Raw genomic sequence first — 15576 nt, 5'->3', positions numbered from 1 at the left:
CACGGGGGGTAAAGCGGTTTTCTCCGCCGGGAGGCCGTCTGTGAGAATGGGGTGTCACCCGTGTCACCCCTCTGTTCATCCCGCTCAGGAAGAAGGACGTGCCGATCGTGGCTCAGAGCACCGAGACCACCGACTGGGTCTCCCGTTTCGCGGACGAGGTCATCGAGGAGTCGGAGCGTCGGTCCCCGGGCAAACCGGTCGTCGTCGCGTCCGGACTCTCCCCCTCAGGTCCCATCCACCTGGGCAACCTCCGCGAGGTCATGACCCCGCACCTGGTCGCCGACGAGATCCGCCGCCGCGGTCGCGAGGTGCGCCACCTGATCTCGTGGGACGACTACGACCGCTACCGCAAGGTCCCCTTCGGCGTCCCCGGCACCGACGAGTCCTGGGCCGAGCACATCGGAAAGCCCCTGACCGCCGTCCCGGCCCCCGAGGGCTCGCCCTACCCGAACTGGGCCGAGCACTTCAAGGCCGCGATGATCGAGTCGCTCGCCGAGCTGGGCGTCGAGTTCGACGGCATCAGCCAGACCGCGCAGTACACCTCCGGCGTCTACCGCGAGCAGATCCTGCACGCCATGAAGCACCGGCAGGACATCGACGCCGTCCTCGCCCAGTACCGCACCAAGGCCAAGCCCGCCCATCCCGCCAAGAAGCAGCAGCAGAAGGCCGTCGACGAGGCCGAGCTGGAGGCCGAGGAGGGCTCCGGCGCCGCGTCCGAGGACGACGGCAGCTCCGGCTCCGCCGGGTACTTCCCGTACAAGCCGTACTGCGGCACCTGCGAGAAGGACCTCACCACCGTCACCTCCTACGACGACGACACCACCGAGCTCGCCTACGTCTGCACCGCGTGCGGCTTCACCGAGACCGTCCGGCTCAGCGAGTTCAACCGCGGCAAGCTGGTCTGGAAGGTCGACTGGCCGATGCGCTGGGCCTACGAGGGCGTGATCTTCGAGCCCAGCGGCGTCGACCACTCCTCGCCCGGCTCCAGCTTCCAGGTCGGCGGTGAGATCGTCGGCATCTTCGGCGGCACCCGGCCCATCGGGCCCATGTACGCCTTCGTCGGCATCTCCGGCATGGCCAAGATGTCGTCCTCGCGCGGCGGTGTGCCGACCCCGGGCGACGCCCTGAAGATCATGGAACCCCAGCTGCTGCGCTGGCTCTACGCCCGCCGCCGCCCCAACCAGTCCTTCAAGATCGCCTTCGACCAGGAGATCCAGCGGCTCTACGACGAGTGGGACAAGCTCGCCGCCAAGGTCGACGACGGCTCCGCCCTCCCCGGCGACATCGCCGCCTACACCCGTGCCGTCGGCACAGCGGGCGCCGAGCTGCCGAGGACGGCCCGCCCGCTGCCGTACCGCACGCTGGCCTCCGTCGCCGACATCACCGCGGGCCACCAGGACCAGGCGCTGCGCATCCTCTCCGACCTCGACCCCGCCCACCCGCTCGGCTCCCTCGACGAGGCCCGCCCGCGGTACGACAAGGCCGAGGCCTGGATCAACACGCACGTCCCGGCCGACCAGCGCACCATCGTCCGCGACGAACCCGACGCCGAGCTGCTGAAGTCCCTCGACGAGGCCGACCGGCAGTCCCTGCGGCTGCTGCTCGACGGGCTCGCCGCGAACTGGTCCCTCGACGGGCTCACCCATCTCGTCTACGGCGTCCCCAAGGTCCAGGCCGGCTTCGCCGCCGACGCCACGCCCAAGGAGCTGCCGCCGGAGATCAAGACCGCCCAGCGGACCTTCTTCGCCCTGCTCTACCACCTGCTCGTCGGCCGCGACACCGGCCCCCGGCTGCCCACGCTGCTGCTGGCGGTCGGGCAGGAGCGGGTGCGGGGGCTGCTCGGGGAGTGAGCCGACGCTGCGCGCTCCGCGGGATGCGCCGCGATTGGCCGTCGATCGTCTGCGGGCCCGTCGTGGCTGGTCGCGCCCGCGCGGCGGAGCCGCAGATCGGTACAGCCCCGCGCCCCTATGGGGCGCTGCCGAACCGTATAGCCGACTTCGCCGGGGCCGCTGAGCGGACATGCGCGATGCACAAGGAGGGGGCCCCACGCCAGGCGTGGGGCCCCCTCCTCATGTACGTCCACACCACTCGCTACGCGATGTGGTCCTCCTCCAGCTCCGCGTTGTAGCGGTTCGTGAAGCGGTTCACCATGCGCTTGGCCTCGTCCGGCGCGAGCTGGATGCTGAACTCCGCCTCCACGTTCTCGCCGAACTCCCGCGGGGTGGGGTAGCTGCCGTTTATCGACTGCTTGAACACGCCGTAGTACGAGTCCTCGTCCGGTTCAGGGGAGCCGCCCCCCTCGCCCAGCTCACGGGTGCGGTTGCCGGACACCGGGATCGGGAAGCTGCCGGTCTCCTCCATGGACGACTCCATGGGCGACGGCTCCGTCGCCACCGGCACACCGCCCTCGGCGTACTGGCCCTCGTACGGGCCCTCGTACGGGCCTCCGTACTGCTGCTGGAACTGCTCGCGGAACTGCCGCTGGAACTGGCGGTCCCGGAGCTGCTGCTCCTGGAACTGCTCCGGCTGCTGCTGGTCCTCGTACCACTCCTCGTACTGCTCCTCCGGGACGTACTGGAGGTCGTAGGCGGGGTCGTACGCGGGGTCGTAACCACCCTGGTAGCCGGCCTGCTGCGGCGGCGTGCCGTTGAACCAGGGGCTCTGCTCCTCCCCCTGCGACCCCTGCGAGCCCTGGGGCCCCTGCTGGGGGCCGGTGCCGGGCGGCGCGGTCCGCTGGTGCGGGAGACTGACCTGCTGCTGGACTGCGGCAGGACCCCCGGGACCCCCAGGCAGCTGCGGCTGCTGCTGGACCTGCTGTTGAAGCTGCTGCGGTGCCTGGGCGGGGACCACCACCGGCTCGATGCCCGCCGCGGCGAGCCCCGCACCGGCGGTCTCCGCGAGCGGGACGCCGTAGCGGGCCAGCCGCAGCGGCATCAGGGACTCCACCGGGGCCTTGCGGCGCCAGGCGCGGCCGAAGCGGGAGCGCAGGCGGGCCTGGTAGACGAGTCGTTCCTGCTCCAGCTTGATGACCTGCTCGTACGACCGCAGCTCCCACAGCTTCATCCGGCGCCACAGCAGGAAGGTCGGCACGGGCGAGAGCAGCCAGCGGGTGAGGCGGACGCCCTCCATGTGCTTGTCGGCGGTGATGTCCGCGATCCGGCCGATGGCGTGCCGGGCGGCCTCGACGGAGACCACGAACAGCACCGGGATCACCGCGTGCATGCCCACGCCCAGCGGGTCCGGCCAGGCGGCGGCGCCGTTGAAGGCGATGGTCGCCGCGGTCAGCAGCCAGGCCGTCTGCCGCAGCAGCGGGAACGGGATACGGATCCACGTCAGCAGCAGGTCGAGCGCGAGCAGCACACAGATGCCCGCGTCGATGCCGATCGGGAAGACATAGGAGAAGCTGCCGAAGCCCTTGCGCAGGGCGAGGGTACGGACCGCCGCGTAGGAACCGGTGAAGCCGATCCCGGCGATGATCACGGCGCCGGTCACGACCACGCCGATGAGAACGCGGTGCATCCGAGTCAGCTGCAGTGGCGCGGCCACCCGTACTCCCCTCCCAAAGCGTGTTGTTGCGCGCAACAGGGTGGCACATGTGTGCGGCGCGCGCGTGGCCGGTACATCAGCACACCTATGATCAGCTCTTCGAGGAGGTCTTGGAAGCCGACGAAGAGGCCGACGCCGTAGGCGACTTGGACGCGGACCTGGACGCCGACTTCGAGGGGGACGCGCTCGCGCTGCTGCCGCCGGACGACCCCGACGACCCCGACGACGATCCGTCGCCGTTGGCCGAGGACACCGTGGCGACGACCTCCTTGACCGCCTTCTCCGCCGCCTTCGCGAGGTCGTCGGCGTCCGGCGTCTTGTCGCCCGCGAGACCGGCGCCGTTGTAGTCGAGGGTGACGACGACGTTCTGGACGCGGGCCACGACCGTCTGCTGCTTGAAGGCGCCTTCCTTCTTCTTCAGGTCGTAGCGCACCAGCGTCGCCTGGTCGCCCGCCTGCGCGACCGCCTCGGTCTTCACGTTCCTGGCGCCCGTCACCGCCTTGGCGTCCGAGACCTGCTTGGCGAAGTACGCCTCGGCCTGGGCGTTGCCCGAGCCGCGGTTGGCATCGGAGTCGAAGCGCAGCAGGGCCACATTGAGCCAGCGGAACTGGGAGCCCTTCACACCGTTGTTGTCCAGGCTGCTCCAGTTGCAGCCGGCCCGTGTCACCGGGTCGTCCGAGGAGGCCTTCTTGGCCGACTTCACGCCCTCGGGGACCAGTTCGCCCAGCGTCTTCTTCGTCAGCACGGCGCAGGCCTCGGGCAGCTTGGCGTAGGCGGCCGCCTGCACGGTCGGCGAGGCCGACTCCGTGGCGCCGTCGCTCTTGCCGCCGTCGCCGCCCTGGCTGCTGCCGCTGCTGTCCGCCGTGGCCTTGGCGTCGCCGCCCGAGTCGGAGCCGGAGTCCGAGCATCCGGCGGCGAGGAACAGCACCGGGACGGCGGCCGCGCAGACCACGGCGCGGTGCAGACGCCGCGGACGGCGGGCGCCCGGCTGTCCCTCCCTGCCGGAAAGGCCGTCCAGTACGTCGCGGTTGTCCCGCTCGCCCTGGACGTGTCGGTGGTGTCGCTCGTCTCGGTCGTCTCGCTGGGCTGCTCGGTGCATGCTTCCTTCACTCATGACGCTCGTGGTTCCTGCGGTCGGATCGGGTCCGAGTGGCCACCGTACGCGGTGAGAAAGCTGTGCGGTTCCGGTTCAAGGGCTTTGCGCACCGCCGCCCGGGGCGGTGCGGGGAGCCTCAACTGCTCAGCGATCCGGCCAGTTGTGCGGCCAGTTTCCTGGCCTTGTCCTGCATTTCCTGGCTGTCCGGCACGGCCGTGACGGTGGCGGGCTGCTCGGCGTACTCGATGGTGACGATCACATTGGACGTGCGGAACACCACAGTCACCGTTCGCTGCTTGGCCGTCGAGCCGGAGCTGGAGAGGGTGTCGTCGAGGTACGCCTCGTCGCCGAGATCGGTCAGCGGGCGGGAGCGGAGGTCGCTCGGGGTCGTGGTGGGGGACCCGGAGGCGGAGGTGGAGGCGGAGGCGGTGGCGGTCGGGGAGGCGGTGGACGCGGAGGCGGTCGCGGTGCCCATCGGTTCGGTGCCGGAGCTGGCGGAACCCGAGGTGGTGGGCGCGGGCAGACCGGCGCCGGTCTGCTTGCCGGCGAAGATCTTCTCGGCCTGGCTGTCGTCGCTCACGCTGTTGTCGTAGGACACCACGCGTTCGAGGTCGACGAAGAGATGGTCGGTGGCGTTCGCCGAGGCGACCTTCCAGCGGCAGCCGGCCTTGCGGTCCGTGTCGTACGTCAGCGTGGCGTCGCCCTCGTACGCCTGCGCGCGCTGGGTCTCGTCGGCGATCTGGGGGATGCCGGGGAGGAGGGAGTCCAGGGTGTCGTGGCTGACGGCACCGCACGGCTCGGGCAGCGTGTCGTACTTGCCGGGCTGGGCGGCCACGGTGGCCGTACCGGCGTCGCCCGGATTGGAGTTGTCGGTCGACGTGCCGCTTCCGGAACTGCTGGTGCAGCCGGTCAGCAGCACTGCGAGGAGCGCGGCGGTGCCGGTTACGTATGCCTTCCGCTGCACGGTGAGGCTCCTCTCGACGTTCTCGGCAGCCCTCTGCGGTGCGGCCGCCGGTGTGCCGTGACGATGATCGTCCTTCTGTGTCCCCGCAGGTTAATCGTTTGCCGCGTGGGGGTGCCCGCTGGAGACAATGTGTATCGCACGCAAAGCCGTTGACGCCGGTTGGTTGACCCGTTTCACCGACCTTGGCGCCGTTTTTGTGCTTTGAATCTTTTCTTTGCCTATCGGGGGAATGAGGACGATATGTCGTACGTGGAGATACCGGGCGCGCAGATACCGATCCGGATGTGGGCCGACCCCGCCTTGGTGGAGGACGGCGCGATGCAGCAACTGCGCAATGTCGCGACCCTGCCCTGGATCAAGGGCCTCGCCGTCATGCCCGATGTGCACTACGGCAAGGGCGCCACGGTCGGCTCGGTCATCGCCATGCAGGGTGCGGTCTGCCCGGCGGCGGTGGGTGTGGACATCGGCTGTGGAATGTCGGCGGTGAAGACGTCCCTGACGGCCAATGACCTCCCGGGCGACCTCTCCCGCGTGCGCTCGAAGATCGAGCAGGCGATTCCGGTGGGGCGCGGGATGCACGACGACCCGGTGGACCCGTCCCATATGCACGGCTTCGCCACCGCGGGGTGGGACGACTTCTGGAAGCGGTTCGATGATGTGGCGGAAGCGGTCAAGTTCCGTACCGAACGCGCCACGAAGCAGATGGGTTCGCTCGGATCCGGCAACCACTTCATCGAAGTCTGCACGGACACGACCGGTTCCGTCTGGCTGATGCTCCACTCCGGTTCCCGCAACATCGGCAAGGAACTCGCCGACCACCACATCGGGGTGGCGCAGCAACTGCCGCACAACCAGGGCCTGGTCGACCGCGATCTCGCGGTGTTCATCGCGGACACCCCGCAGATGGCGGCGTACCGTAACGACCTGTTCTGGGCGCAGGAGTACGCCAAGTACAACCGCACCATCATGATGGCGCTGGTGAAGGACGTGATCCGCAAAGAGTTCAAGAAGGCGAAGCCGGTCTTCGAGCCGGAGATCTCCTGCCACCACAACTATGTGGCCGAGGAGCGGTACCAGGGTATGGACCTGCTGGTCACCCGTAAGGGCGCGATCCGCGCGGGCTCCGGCGAATACGGCATCATCCCCGGCTCCATGGGGACGGGCTCGTACATCGTGCGGGGTCTCGGGAACGCCCTGTCCTTCAACTCCGCGTCGCACGGCGCGGGTCGGCGCATGAGCCGCAACGCGGCGAAGCGGCGCTTCACGGCGCAGGACCTGGCGGAGCAGACCCAGGGCGTGGAATGCCGCAAGGACTCCGGCGTGGTGGACGAGATCCCGGCCGCGTACAAGCCGATCGAGCAGGTCATCGACCAGCAGCGGGACCTCGTCGAGGTCGTCGCGAAGCTCAAGCAGGTGGTGTGTGTGAAGGGCTGACGGCGGCCAGGTCGCCGCGCGTCAGTCTTCATACGCCGGGCTGTGCGGGTCGGTGGTCAGAGCTCCCGGTGGACCTTGGTGTTGGAGGCCTGGGCGCGGGGGCGGAGGACCAGGAGGTCCACGTTGACGTGGGACGGGCGGGTGATCGCCCAGGTGATGGTGTCGGCCACGTCGTCGGCGGTGAGGGGTTCGGCGACGCCGGCGTAGACCTTCGCCGCCTTCTCCTCGTCGCCGCCGAAGCGGGTCAGGGCGAACTCGTCCGTCTTGACCATGCCCGGTGCGATCTCGATCACCCGCACCGGCCTGCCCACGATCTCCAGACGCAGCGTCTCGGCGAGGACGTGCGCGCCGTGCTTCGCGGCGACATAGCCCGCGCCGCCCTCGTAGGTCGCGTGGCCCGCCGTCGACGACACGATCACCACCGTGCCGTCCCCGCTCGCCTCCAGCTTCGGCAGCAGCGCCTGCGTCAGATTCAGGGTGCCGATGACGTTCGTCTCGTACATCGTGCGCCAGGCGGCCGGGTCGCCCGTCGCCACCGGGTCCGCGCCCAGCGCGCCGCCCGCGTTGTTCACCAGCACCCCGATCGTGCGGAACGCCGTGGCGAACTCGTCCACCGCCGCCCGGTCCGTCACGTCCAGCTGGTACGCCGTCGCCGCGTGCCCCGCCGCGTTGATCTCCGCCGCGACCGCCTCGATACGGTCCTTGCGGCGCGCCGTCAGCACCACCCGGTAACCGGCCTCGGCGAGCTGCCGTGCCGTGGCCGCCCCGATTCCGCTGCTCGCTCCCGTGACGACGGCTATACGGGATACGGCGGGCGGACGTGCGGGGGTGGCCATGGCTGCTCCAGGGGAGTGGGGAGGACCGATCACGGGTGGTCGGGGAGGGCACTGCTCTTGCTTTTGCTCAGCGTAGGTGAGGCCGTGAAGCCGTTCAGCCGCCGTTCCGCGGCGCCCACATGATGACCGCCATCCCGGCCAGGCAGATCAGCGCGCCCAGCACGTCCCACCGGTCCGGCCGGAAGCCGTCGGCCACCATCCCCCACACGATCGACCCGGCGACGAAGATGCCTCCGTAGGCCGCCAGGATCCGCCCGAAGTGGGCGTCCGGCTGGAAGGTCGCCACGAAGCCGTACGCGCCCAGGGCCACGATCCCCGCCCCGATCCACGGCCAGCCACGGTGCTCCCGCACGCCCTGCCACACCAGCCACGCCCCGCCGATCTCGAACACCGCGGCGACGACGAACAGGGCTGCTGAGCGGAGGACCGACATGCGAGCAGCTTCGCACGGCCGCCGGGCGGGTCGTCCGCCGGTGATCGAGACGGTGATCGAGGCCCTGATCGAGCCGGTGGTCGAGGCCCCGATCGAGCCGGTGGTCGAGGCCCCGATCGAGGCGGTGATCCAGACCGTGTTCCAGACCATGATCCAACCGTGTTCCAGACCGTGATCCGGATGGTGAGAGGACGGTAGGGGAGCGGGCCTGGTTGCAGCTCGGCGGTGAGATCCAAGTAAGAAGGCCCGGCGGAGCACAGCTCATCAGCTCGTACGACTCCGAAAACTTGGCAAACTGGACGAGTGCCCAACACTGTGTTGCTCGCCGAAGACGACCGTGCGATCCGCCATGCCCTGGAGCGGGCCCTGACGCTCGAAGGCTACGAGGTGACCGCGGTCGCCGATGGCGTCGAGGCGCTGGCGCAGGCCCATCGCACCCCACCCGACGTGCTCGTCCTGGATGTGATGATGCCCGGCATCGACGGGCTCCAGGTGTGCCGGGTGCTGCGCGCCGAGGGCGACCGCACCCCGATCCTCATGCTCACCGCGCTCGTCGAGACCGCCGACCGCATCGCGGGCCTGGACGCGGGCGCCGACGACTACGTCGTGAAGCCGTTCGACGTGGAGGAGGTCTTCGCCCGGCTGCGCGCCCTGCTGCGCCGCACCAGCATCCCCGCCACCGTCCCCGCGAGCGGCGCCGCGGCCGGGGACGGGCACGGGCCGCGCGACCCGCAGATCTCCGACCGGCTGCTGGAGGCGGCCGGGCTGCGCATGGACCTCCAGGCCCGCCGGGTGTGGCGCGGCTCGCGCGAGCTGGAGCTGACCCGCACCGAGTTCGAGCTGCTGGAGCTGCTGGTCCGCAACGCGGGCATCGTCCTCGACCACTCCACCATCTACGACCGTATCTGGGGCTACGACTTCGGCCCCGGCTCGAAGAACCTCGCCGTCTACGTCGGCTATCTGCGCCGCAAGCTCGACGAGCCCGGCGCCCCGCAGCTGATCCACACCGTCCGTGGAGTGGGTTACGTGTTGCGGGAGGACTGAGTGCGCCACCTCCGGCGAGCGGCCGACGCCGGGCGGTCGTCGCACGTCCCGCTGACGCAAGTGTCCGGTGACCCGCACGGTGACCCGCACGGTGACCCGCACGGTGACCCGCACGGTGACCCGCACGGTGACCCGCACGGTAGCCCGCATGGCGGCCCGCGTGGTGGCTCGTCCGGCGGCTCGTCCGGTGGCCCGTCCGGTGGCCCGTCCGGCGGTCTGCCCGGCGGCCCGTCCGGCGGTCTGCCCGGTGGCCCGCCCGGCGGTCTTCCCCGCGCGCTGCCCGGCGGACTGCGGAGGCGGCTTCGGGGCCGGCTGCGCGGCGGGCTGAAGCTGCTGTCCCTGCGCACCACCTTCGCCGTGTCCTTCGCGGCCGTCACCGCCGCCGTCACGGTCGTCGTCGGCATCCTGTCGTACAACGCGGCGGCCCGGCTGGTGCGGGTGGACCAGCAGTCGGTATTCGCCGAGGTCGTGCAGGACCTGCGCGACGAGGTGCGCCAGCACCAGATGGTCCCGGACGACTTCTCCTCCTCCGCGCCCGGCCACGACATCGTGCGGCCTTCCCGCACCGACGTACAGGTGCTGGGCCCGGACGGCGCCGTCCGCGACAGCGGCAGCCCCGGCCTCCCGGTCACTGCCCGTGACCTGAAGATCGCCGCGGCCTTCACGGCCGGGAAAATGGTCGAGCACAAGGACGTCGCCGTCGACGAAGGGGTGTACCGCATCGCCACGGTGGCGCTCGGCGACGGGCGGGGCGCGGTGCAGGTGGCGCAGGAGTTCAGCGACACCGAGGATCTGCTGCGCGCCCTCCAGCAGCGCACGCTGCTGATGATGCTGATCGTGGTGACCGCCGCCGGGCTGTTCGGCTGGTGGCTGGCCAAGCGCATCACCCGCCGCCTCGTGATTCTCACCTCCGCCGCCGAGAACGTCGCCCGCACCCGGCAGCTGGGCGTCGAGGTGCCCGTCACCGGCTATGACGAGGTGGGCCGCCTCGGCCGCTCCTTCGACCGCATGCTCGGCCGGCTCGCCCAGTCGGAGGAGGACCAGCGCCGGCTGGTCCAGGACGCGGGGCACGAACTGCGCACCCCGCTGACCTCGCTGCGCACCAACATCTCCCTGCTGCGCCGTATCGACGAACTGCCGCCCGCCACCCGGGAGGAACTGGTCGCCGACCTCACCCAGGAGGCCCGTGAGCTGACCGACCTGGTCAACGAACTGGTCGACCTCGCGGCCGGGCAGTCCGACGCCGAGCCCCCGCAGCATGTCGACCTGGCCGACATCGCCGAGGACGTCGCCGGGCTCGCACGGCGCCGTACCGGCCGGCAGATCGTGCTGCGCGCGAGCGGCGACACGACCACCGACGGCCGCCCTGCCATGCTCCAGCGCGCGATGTCCAACCTGGTGGAGAACGCAGCCAAGTTCGACCGCGGCGGCGCGGCGCCCATCGAGATCAGCGTGTGCGGTCCGGCGCGGCCGGGGACCGTGCGGGTGGAGGTGCTCGACCGGGGGCCCGGGATCGCCGAGGAGGATCTGATCCGGGTCTTCGACCGTTTCTACCGCGCCGCCGACGCCCGTTCGCTGCCCGGCTCCGGCCTCGGCCTCTCGATCGTGCGGGAGGTGGCCCTCGCGCACGGCGGGGCGCCGTACGCACGGCACCGGGAGGGCGGCGGGACGGTGATCGGTTTCACGGTCGGCGGCGCCGAGGAGGAGACGGCGGCGGGCATACGGTCGTCGTGACGCGGACGACACGCTGCGGTCTGCGGCGGTCTGTGGCGGTCGGGGGCGGTCTGCGGCGGGGTGCGTGACGGTGACCGGCGGCTCCGCCCACCAGGGAGGGAGGCCCGGATGCCGGGAGACGTGGGATCGACGGTTGGATCGACGGAGTCGGCCGAGGCCGCCGCGCTGGACGCGATCGACGAGGCGGCCGCGGCCCGCACGCTGCTGGAGCTGATCGCGGTGCCCAGCGTCAGCGGCAGCCCGGCGGAGTCGGAGCTCCAGCACCTGCTGGCCGCCCGGCTCGACCGGCTCGGCATGGAGACCGACCTGTGGTCGATGGATCTGCCCGAGCTCTACGCCGACCCCGGCTTCCCCGGCCTGGAGGCGCCGCGCGAGGAGGCGTGGGGCCTGGTCGGCCGGACCCCGGACACCGGCGGCGACGGGCCCGAACTGGTCCTCCAGGGCCATGTGGACGTCGTCCCGCCCGGCGACCTCGCCGCCTGGTCCGGCGATCCCTTCACACCCCGGGGGACCGGTGACGTCGTACACGGGCGCGGCGCCTGCGACATGAAGGCCGGGCTGGTCGCGCACCTCACCGCGCTGGAGGCGATCCGGGCGGCGGGCCTGCGGCTGCGCGGGCGGGTCGCGGCGCACTTCGTCGTCGGCGAGGAGGACGGCGGGCTCGGCGCCTTCGGCACCCTGCGGCGCGGCTACGGCGGTGACGCCTGTGTCATCACCGAACCGACCGGCGGCACGCTCATCACCGCCAACGCGGGTGCCCTCACCTTCCGGCTCACGGTGCCGGGCCTGGCGGCGCACGCCAGCTCACGGGACGCCGGGGTCAGCGCGATCGACGCCTATCTGCCGCTGCACCGGGCGCTGGCCGCGCTGGAGACCGAGCGCAACCGTGACGTGTCACCGCTGATGGCCGAGTACCCCATCCCGTACGCGCTGTCCGTCGGCACCGTGCGCTCCGGCGACTGGGCCAGCAGCGTGCCCGACCTCCTCGTCGCCGAGGGCCGGCTGGGCGTACGGCTCGACGAGGACCCGGTGGACGCACGGGCCGCGCTGGAGCAGCGGATCGCCGAGACCTGCGCCGCCGATCCCTGGCTGCGGGAGCATCCGGCGGTGGTGAGCTGGCCGGGCGGGCAGTTCGCGAGCGGACGGCTGGCGGCCGGGCATCCACTACGGGAGGTGGTGCGGGGCGCGGCGGCCGACGCGGCCGGGGGCGGCACCGGGCCGCGGGAGCGCGGGGCGCCGTACGGCAGTGATCTGCGGCTGTACTCCGGGGCGGGCGTGCCGACGCTGCAGTACGGGCCGGGTGACGTCCGGGTTGCGCACAGCGCGCGGGAGCGGGTGTCGGTGCGTGAGGTGACGGAGGTGGCGCGGGCGCTGGTGCTGACGGTGCTGCGGACGGTGGGCGTGGCGGACTGAGCGCCCCCGCCGCCCCTTCCCGTTCCCGTCCCTGGCTGCTGCGCCCCCAGACCCCGCTTTGTCGGCCCTTCGGGCCTCGTCCTCAAACGCCGGACGGGCTGAAATTCAGCCCGTCCGGCGTTTGAGGAGCGGGGGTACGGGGGCGGCGCCCCCGTGACGGGACGGGAAGGGGCGGCGGGGGCGAAACCCAGGTGGTGTCATGAGGCGCCGATGTGTTCCAGCAGGGCGTGGAGGTCGTGGCCGGCCTCGGCCGTGGCGAGGGTTGCGGTGGCCAGGACTGCCAGCGTCGTGAGGGCGAAGGCGGGATTCCGGCCGAGCGGCGGGGCGAGCAGCGCGGCGACCCGGCGCGGGACCGGTCCGGCTCCGGCGAGGGGGCCGCGGCGGCCGGGGAACGGGACGCGTTCGCGGGTGATCCCGAGGAACCCGAACACCGCGCCCGCCGCCCGCGCCAGGGCCGGGGTGCGATGAGCGGCCAGCGCCGCCTTGCCGACGGTACGGGCCACCTGGCGGCGGTCGCCGGTGGAGGCCGCCGCCGACTCGTCCGCCCAGCGCTCGATGGTGTACGTCACCGCCGTGGCGAACGGCCGCAGGAACGGGTTGGCGGCCGCGCCGAGCTGGGCTAGGGCCACGAACGCGTAGTGGTGGGCGGTGAGATGGGCGCGCTCGTGGGCGAGCAGGATGTCGTGCTCGGATTCGTGCAGCGTGTCCAGCATCCCCGTGGAGACCACGATCCGGCCGGGCAGCCCCGGCAGAGCGTAGGCGTCGGGGGCGGTGTCCTCGACGACGACCAGTCCGTCCTGGGCGGGCATACAGGCGGCGTCCAGAGCGGCGGCGGCCAGGGTGCCGGCGCGGCGCCAGAGCATCCGGGCGGCGGTGAGCACGGCGCCGCCGAGCAGCAGCCCCGCCGCCAGGGCGACGGAGAGCTCGGCGGGGTCGGTGGTGCTCGCCGTACCGGCCGACCAGTGGCCGAGCGCGGCCAGCTGCGGCACGCGTACCAGTCCGGTGACGGCCAGCAGAGCCAGGGCGATCGTGCTCGCGGTGCCCAGGATGAGCGAGGAGGCGGTGAGCAGCCAGGTGGCCAGCCGGGGTTCGCAGCGCTCGGACAGCGGCCGCGCGCCGAGCGGGGCGATGAGCGACAGCAGCAGGGGCACGTAGACGGCGATGCGCATGCGCGGATCTCTCTGGCGGTCTGGCGGTGGGGACGACCGGTGGTGCGGATCAGCGGCCGGGGCTGTCGTGGGTGTCGTCGTGGGCGTCGTCGTCGGGGCCGAGCAGCTGGCGCAGCAGTTCGGCGTCCGAGTCGGACAGCTCGTCGGCGAAGCGGGCGAGGACGGCCTCGCGGTCGGGGCGTTCCTCCAGCACGGTACGCATCCGGCGGGCGGCGAAACCGGCGTCGTCGGTGACGGGGGCGTAGGCGTACGCCCGTCCGCGCGCGGTGCGGGAGAGCAGTCCCTTGGTGTGCATACGGGTGAGGATCGTTACGACGCTGCTGTACGACAGTCCGTCGCCGAGGCGTTCGGTCACCTCACCGGGGGTCAGCGCGTTTCCGGCCCGCTGGAGCAGGCCGAGGATCTGCGCCTCACGGGCTCCGTTGGCCCGCTTGGGGCCGCGGCGGTGCGTGTCGGGTGCCATGGCGTTTGTCGTTCTCCCGGTCGTCTTCTACAGTCGTGTAGAACTTCTACGCCCGTGTAAAAGTTACTCCGTCCCAGACGAGTGTGCCATTGGACCGCCCTTGACTTCCTCTCCCTCGGTGAACGAGGGGGGTTCCTACGGCTTGCGCCGTGGGGTTTCCTGCTTCGTCGCCGACTGCCCGCCCGGAGTTCTCCGTTGAGGTCTTACACCGGCTCCACAGGCCGACACCGCCAGCCCGGCGGCCAGAAGGTTGTTCGCCGCGTTCACGTCCCGGTCGTGGACCGTGCCGCATTCGCACGTCCAGGTGCGGACGTGCAGCGGCATGCTCTTGGCGAGGGCGCCGCAGTGGGAGCACAGTCGGGAGGAGGGGAAGAAGCGGTCGACCGCGATCACGTCCCGCCCGTACCAGGCGGCCTTGTACTCCAGCATGCTCCGGAACTCGGCCCACGCCGCGTCCGAGATGGCGCGGGCGAGGTTCCGGTTCCTGACCATGTTGCGCACCGTCAGGTCCTCGATCACGAGCGTTTGGTTCTCACGCACGAGTCGAGTGGTCAGCTTGTGCAGATGATCGCGCCTGCGGTCGGTGATCCGGGCGTGCACGCGGGCCACCTTCCGGCGCGCCTTCTCCCGGTTCGCCGAGCCCTTCTGCTTGCGGGACAGCTCCCGCTGGGCGCGGGCGAGCCGGGTGCGGTCGCGGCGCTCGTGCCGGGGGTTGGCGATCTTCTCCCCGGTGGACAGGGTCAGCAGGTGGTCCAGGCCGACATCGATGCCGATTGCTGTGTCGGTGGCGGGAAGCGGCCCGACCGACGGGTCCTCGCACAGCATGGAGACGAACCAGCGGCCGGCCGCATCCTGGGACACGGTCACCGTGGACGGCGATGCTCCCTCGGGCAGGGGCCGGGACCAGACGATGTCCAGCGGGTCCGCCATCTTCGCCAGCGTCAGCTCCCCGTCGTGGAAGCGGAAGGCGCTGGTGGTGTACTCGGCGGACTTCCGGGACTTCTTCCGGCTCTTGAAGCGCGGGTACTTCGCCCGCCTGCCGAAGAAGCCGGTGAACGCCGCCTGCAGGTGCCGCAGCGCCTGCTGGAGCGGGACGGAGGAGACTCGTTGAGGTAGGCCAGTTCCCCGGTCTTCTTCCACGCCGTCAGCATCGCCGACGTCTGGTTGTAGTTGACCCGCTCCTGCCGCGCCCACGCCTCCGTGCGGGCCGCGAGCGCCATGTTGTAGACCTTCCGGACGCACCCGAACGTGCGCGACAGCTCAGCCGCCTGCGCATCGGTCGGATGGAAGCGGTACTTGAACGCCCGCTTCACGCCGTTGGTCGTTACATCTCACAAAATATCATGTCAGATTGTGGGCTCCTGCGGGCGGTTGACGGGCGGACGATGAATTGCTTCGCGGCGATTCGTCTTCTCCTGCCAGCTCCGCAGAGGCTCCGTTTCCT

The 15576-nt window shown here is 71.3% G+C and carries 13 protein-coding genes and 1 pseudogene; 6 read left to right on the top strand and 8 right to left on the bottom strand.

Going from position 1 to position 15576, the window contains the following annotated elements; all coding sequences use genetic code 11:
• Positions 1–98 precede the first annotated feature (98 nt).
• Complete coding sequence (gene lysS, locus ACSYGN_RS17230) at positions 99–1850, top strand: lysine--tRNA ligase (protein WP_460396542.1); 1752 nt, start codon at positions 99–101, stop codon at positions 1848–1850.
• A gap of 241 nt (positions 1851–2091) precedes the next feature.
• Here lysS and ACSYGN_RS17225 read toward each other — a convergent pair whose 3' ends face one another.
• The 3 genes from ACSYGN_RS17225 to ACSYGN_RS17215 all read right to left on the bottom strand — a co-directional run bounded on the left by ACSYGN_RS17225 (position 2092) and on the right by ACSYGN_RS17215 (position 5606).
• Positions 2092–3519 carry a DUF2637 domain-containing protein gene (locus ACSYGN_RS17225; protein ID WP_460403529.1) on the bottom strand — a complete coding sequence of 476 codons (1428 nt, stop codon included), beginning with the start codon at positions 3517–3519 and terminating at the stop codon, positions 2092–2094.
• Between the two features lie 118 nt (positions 3520–3637).
• Entirely contained in the window at positions 3638–4660 is a 1023-nt protein-coding gene (locus ACSYGN_RS17220) for a DUF3558 domain-containing protein (protein WP_460396540.1), read from the bottom strand.
• A gap of 118 nt (positions 4661–4778) precedes the next feature.
• Positions 4779–5606 (bottom strand): DUF3558 domain-containing protein, encoded by an 828-nt coding sequence (locus ACSYGN_RS17215; protein WP_460396538.1) that lies wholly within the window; start codon positions 5604–5606, stop codon positions 4779–4781.
• Between the two features lie 240 nt (positions 5607–5846).
• On the opposite strand from ACSYGN_RS17215, the gene ACSYGN_RS17210 reads away from it, so the two are divergent.
• Positions 5847–7040 (top strand): RtcB family protein, encoded by a 1194-nt coding sequence (locus tag ACSYGN_RS17210; RefSeq protein WP_460396536.1) that lies wholly within the window; start codon positions 5847–5849, stop codon positions 7038–7040.
• Positions 7041–7096: 56 nt separating this feature from the next.
• On the opposite strand, the gene ACSYGN_RS17205 is transcribed toward ACSYGN_RS17210, so the two are convergent.
• Together ACSYGN_RS17205 and ACSYGN_RS17200 are read right to left on the bottom strand one after the other, a co-directional pair.
• Positions 7097–7876: an SDR family NAD(P)-dependent oxidoreductase gene (locus ACSYGN_RS17205; RefSeq protein WP_460396534.1), complete on the bottom strand. Its 780-nt coding sequence runs from the start codon at positions 7874–7876 to the stop codon at positions 7097–7099.
• Between the two features lie 94 nt (positions 7877–7970).
• The gene (locus ACSYGN_RS17200; protein ID WP_460396532.1) at positions 7971–8309 is read right to left on the bottom strand and encodes a YnfA family protein; all 339 of its coding nucleotides are present in this window, start codon (positions 8307–8309) and stop codon (positions 7971–7973) included.
• Between ACSYGN_RS17200 and ACSYGN_RS17195 the strand changes: the two genes are divergently transcribed.
• The 4 genes from ACSYGN_RS17195 (at position 8308) to ACSYGN_RS17180 (ending at position 12500) form a co-directional block, all read left to right on the top strand.
• Positions 8308–8484: a hypothetical protein gene (locus ACSYGN_RS17195; protein ID WP_460396530.1), complete on the top strand. Its 177-nt coding sequence runs from the start codon at positions 8308–8310 to the stop codon at positions 8482–8484. The two genes, ACSYGN_RS17200 and ACSYGN_RS17195, sit on opposite strands and share 2 nt — an antisense overlap.
• Before the next feature lie 128 nt (positions 8485–8612).
• Positions 8613–9353: a response regulator transcription factor gene (locus ACSYGN_RS17190; RefSeq protein WP_460396528.1), complete on the top strand. Its 741-nt coding sequence runs from the start codon at positions 8613–8615 to the stop codon at positions 9351–9353.
• 276 nt (positions 9354–9629) lie between these two features.
• Complete coding sequence (locus ACSYGN_RS17185; protein WP_460403528.1) at positions 9630–11087, top strand: sensor histidine kinase; 1458 nt, start codon at positions 9630–9632, stop codon at positions 11085–11087.
• Between the two features lie 108 nt (positions 11088–11195).
• A complete protein-coding gene (locus ACSYGN_RS17180) occupies positions 11196–12500 on the top strand; it encodes an ArgE/DapE family deacylase (RefSeq protein WP_460396526.1) in 1305 nt (434 codons plus the stop codon).
• Between the two features lie 197 nt (positions 12501–12697).
• Here ACSYGN_RS17180 and ACSYGN_RS17175 read toward each other — a convergent pair whose 3' ends face one another.
• The 3 genes and pseudogenes from ACSYGN_RS17175 to ACSYGN_RS17165 form a co-directional block, all read right to left on the bottom strand.
• Complete coding sequence (locus tag ACSYGN_RS17175) at positions 12698–13669, bottom strand: M56 family metallopeptidase (protein ID WP_460396524.1); 972 nt, start codon at positions 13667–13669, stop codon at positions 12698–12700.
• A gap of 49 nt (positions 13670–13718) precedes the next feature.
• Positions 13719–14132 carry a BlaI/MecI/CopY family transcriptional regulator gene (locus ACSYGN_RS17170; RefSeq protein ID WP_460396522.1) on the bottom strand — a complete coding sequence of 138 codons (414 nt, stop codon included), beginning with the start codon at positions 14130–14132 and terminating at the stop codon, positions 13719–13721.
• Between the two features lie 135 nt (positions 14133–14267).
• Positions 14268–15445 (bottom strand): annotated as a pseudogene (locus ACSYGN_RS17165) (RNA-guided endonuclease InsQ/TnpB family protein).
• Positions 15446–15576: the final 131 nt, after the last annotated feature.

The organism is Streptomyces sp. YIM S03343 (genome assembly GCF_054729195.1).
This window is presented reverse-complemented; position numbering and strand designations above follow the sequence as displayed.

Coding starts and splice junctions, on each gene's coding strand:
- ACSYGN_RS17200 (WP_460396532.1), bottom strand. CDS start 8,309: ATGTCGGTCCTCCGCTCAGCAGCCCTGTTCGTCGTCGCCGCGGTGTTC.
- ACSYGN_RS17220 (WP_460396540.1), bottom strand. CDS start 4,660: ATGAGTGAAGGAAGCATGCACCGAGCAGCCCAGCGAGACGACCGAGAC.
- ACSYGN_RS17175 (WP_460396524.1), bottom strand. CDS start 13,669: ATGCGCATCGCCGTCTACGTGCCCCTGCTGCTGTCGCTCATCGCCCCG.
- ACSYGN_RS17195 (WP_460396530.1), top strand. CDS start 8,308: ATGCGAGCAGCTTCGCACGGCCGCCGGGCGGGTCGTCCGCCGGTGATC.
- ACSYGN_RS17225 (WP_460403529.1), bottom strand. CDS start 3,519: ATGCACCGCGTTCTCATCGGCGTGGTCGTGACCGGCGCCGTGATCATC.
- ACSYGN_RS17170 (WP_460396522.1), bottom strand. CDS start 14,132: ATGGCACCCGACACGCACCGCCGCGGCCCCAAGCGGGCCAACGGAGCC.
- ACSYGN_RS17180 (WP_460396526.1), top strand. CDS start 11,196: ATGCCGGGAGACGTGGGATCGACGGTTGGATCGACGGAGTCGGCCGAG.
- ACSYGN_RS17210 (WP_460396536.1), top strand. CDS start 5,847: ATGTCGTACGTGGAGATACCGGGCGCGCAGATACCGATCCGGATGTGG.
- ACSYGN_RS17205 (WP_460396534.1), bottom strand. CDS start 7,876: ATGGCCACCCCCGCACGTCCGCCCGCCGTATCCCGTATAGCCGTCGTC.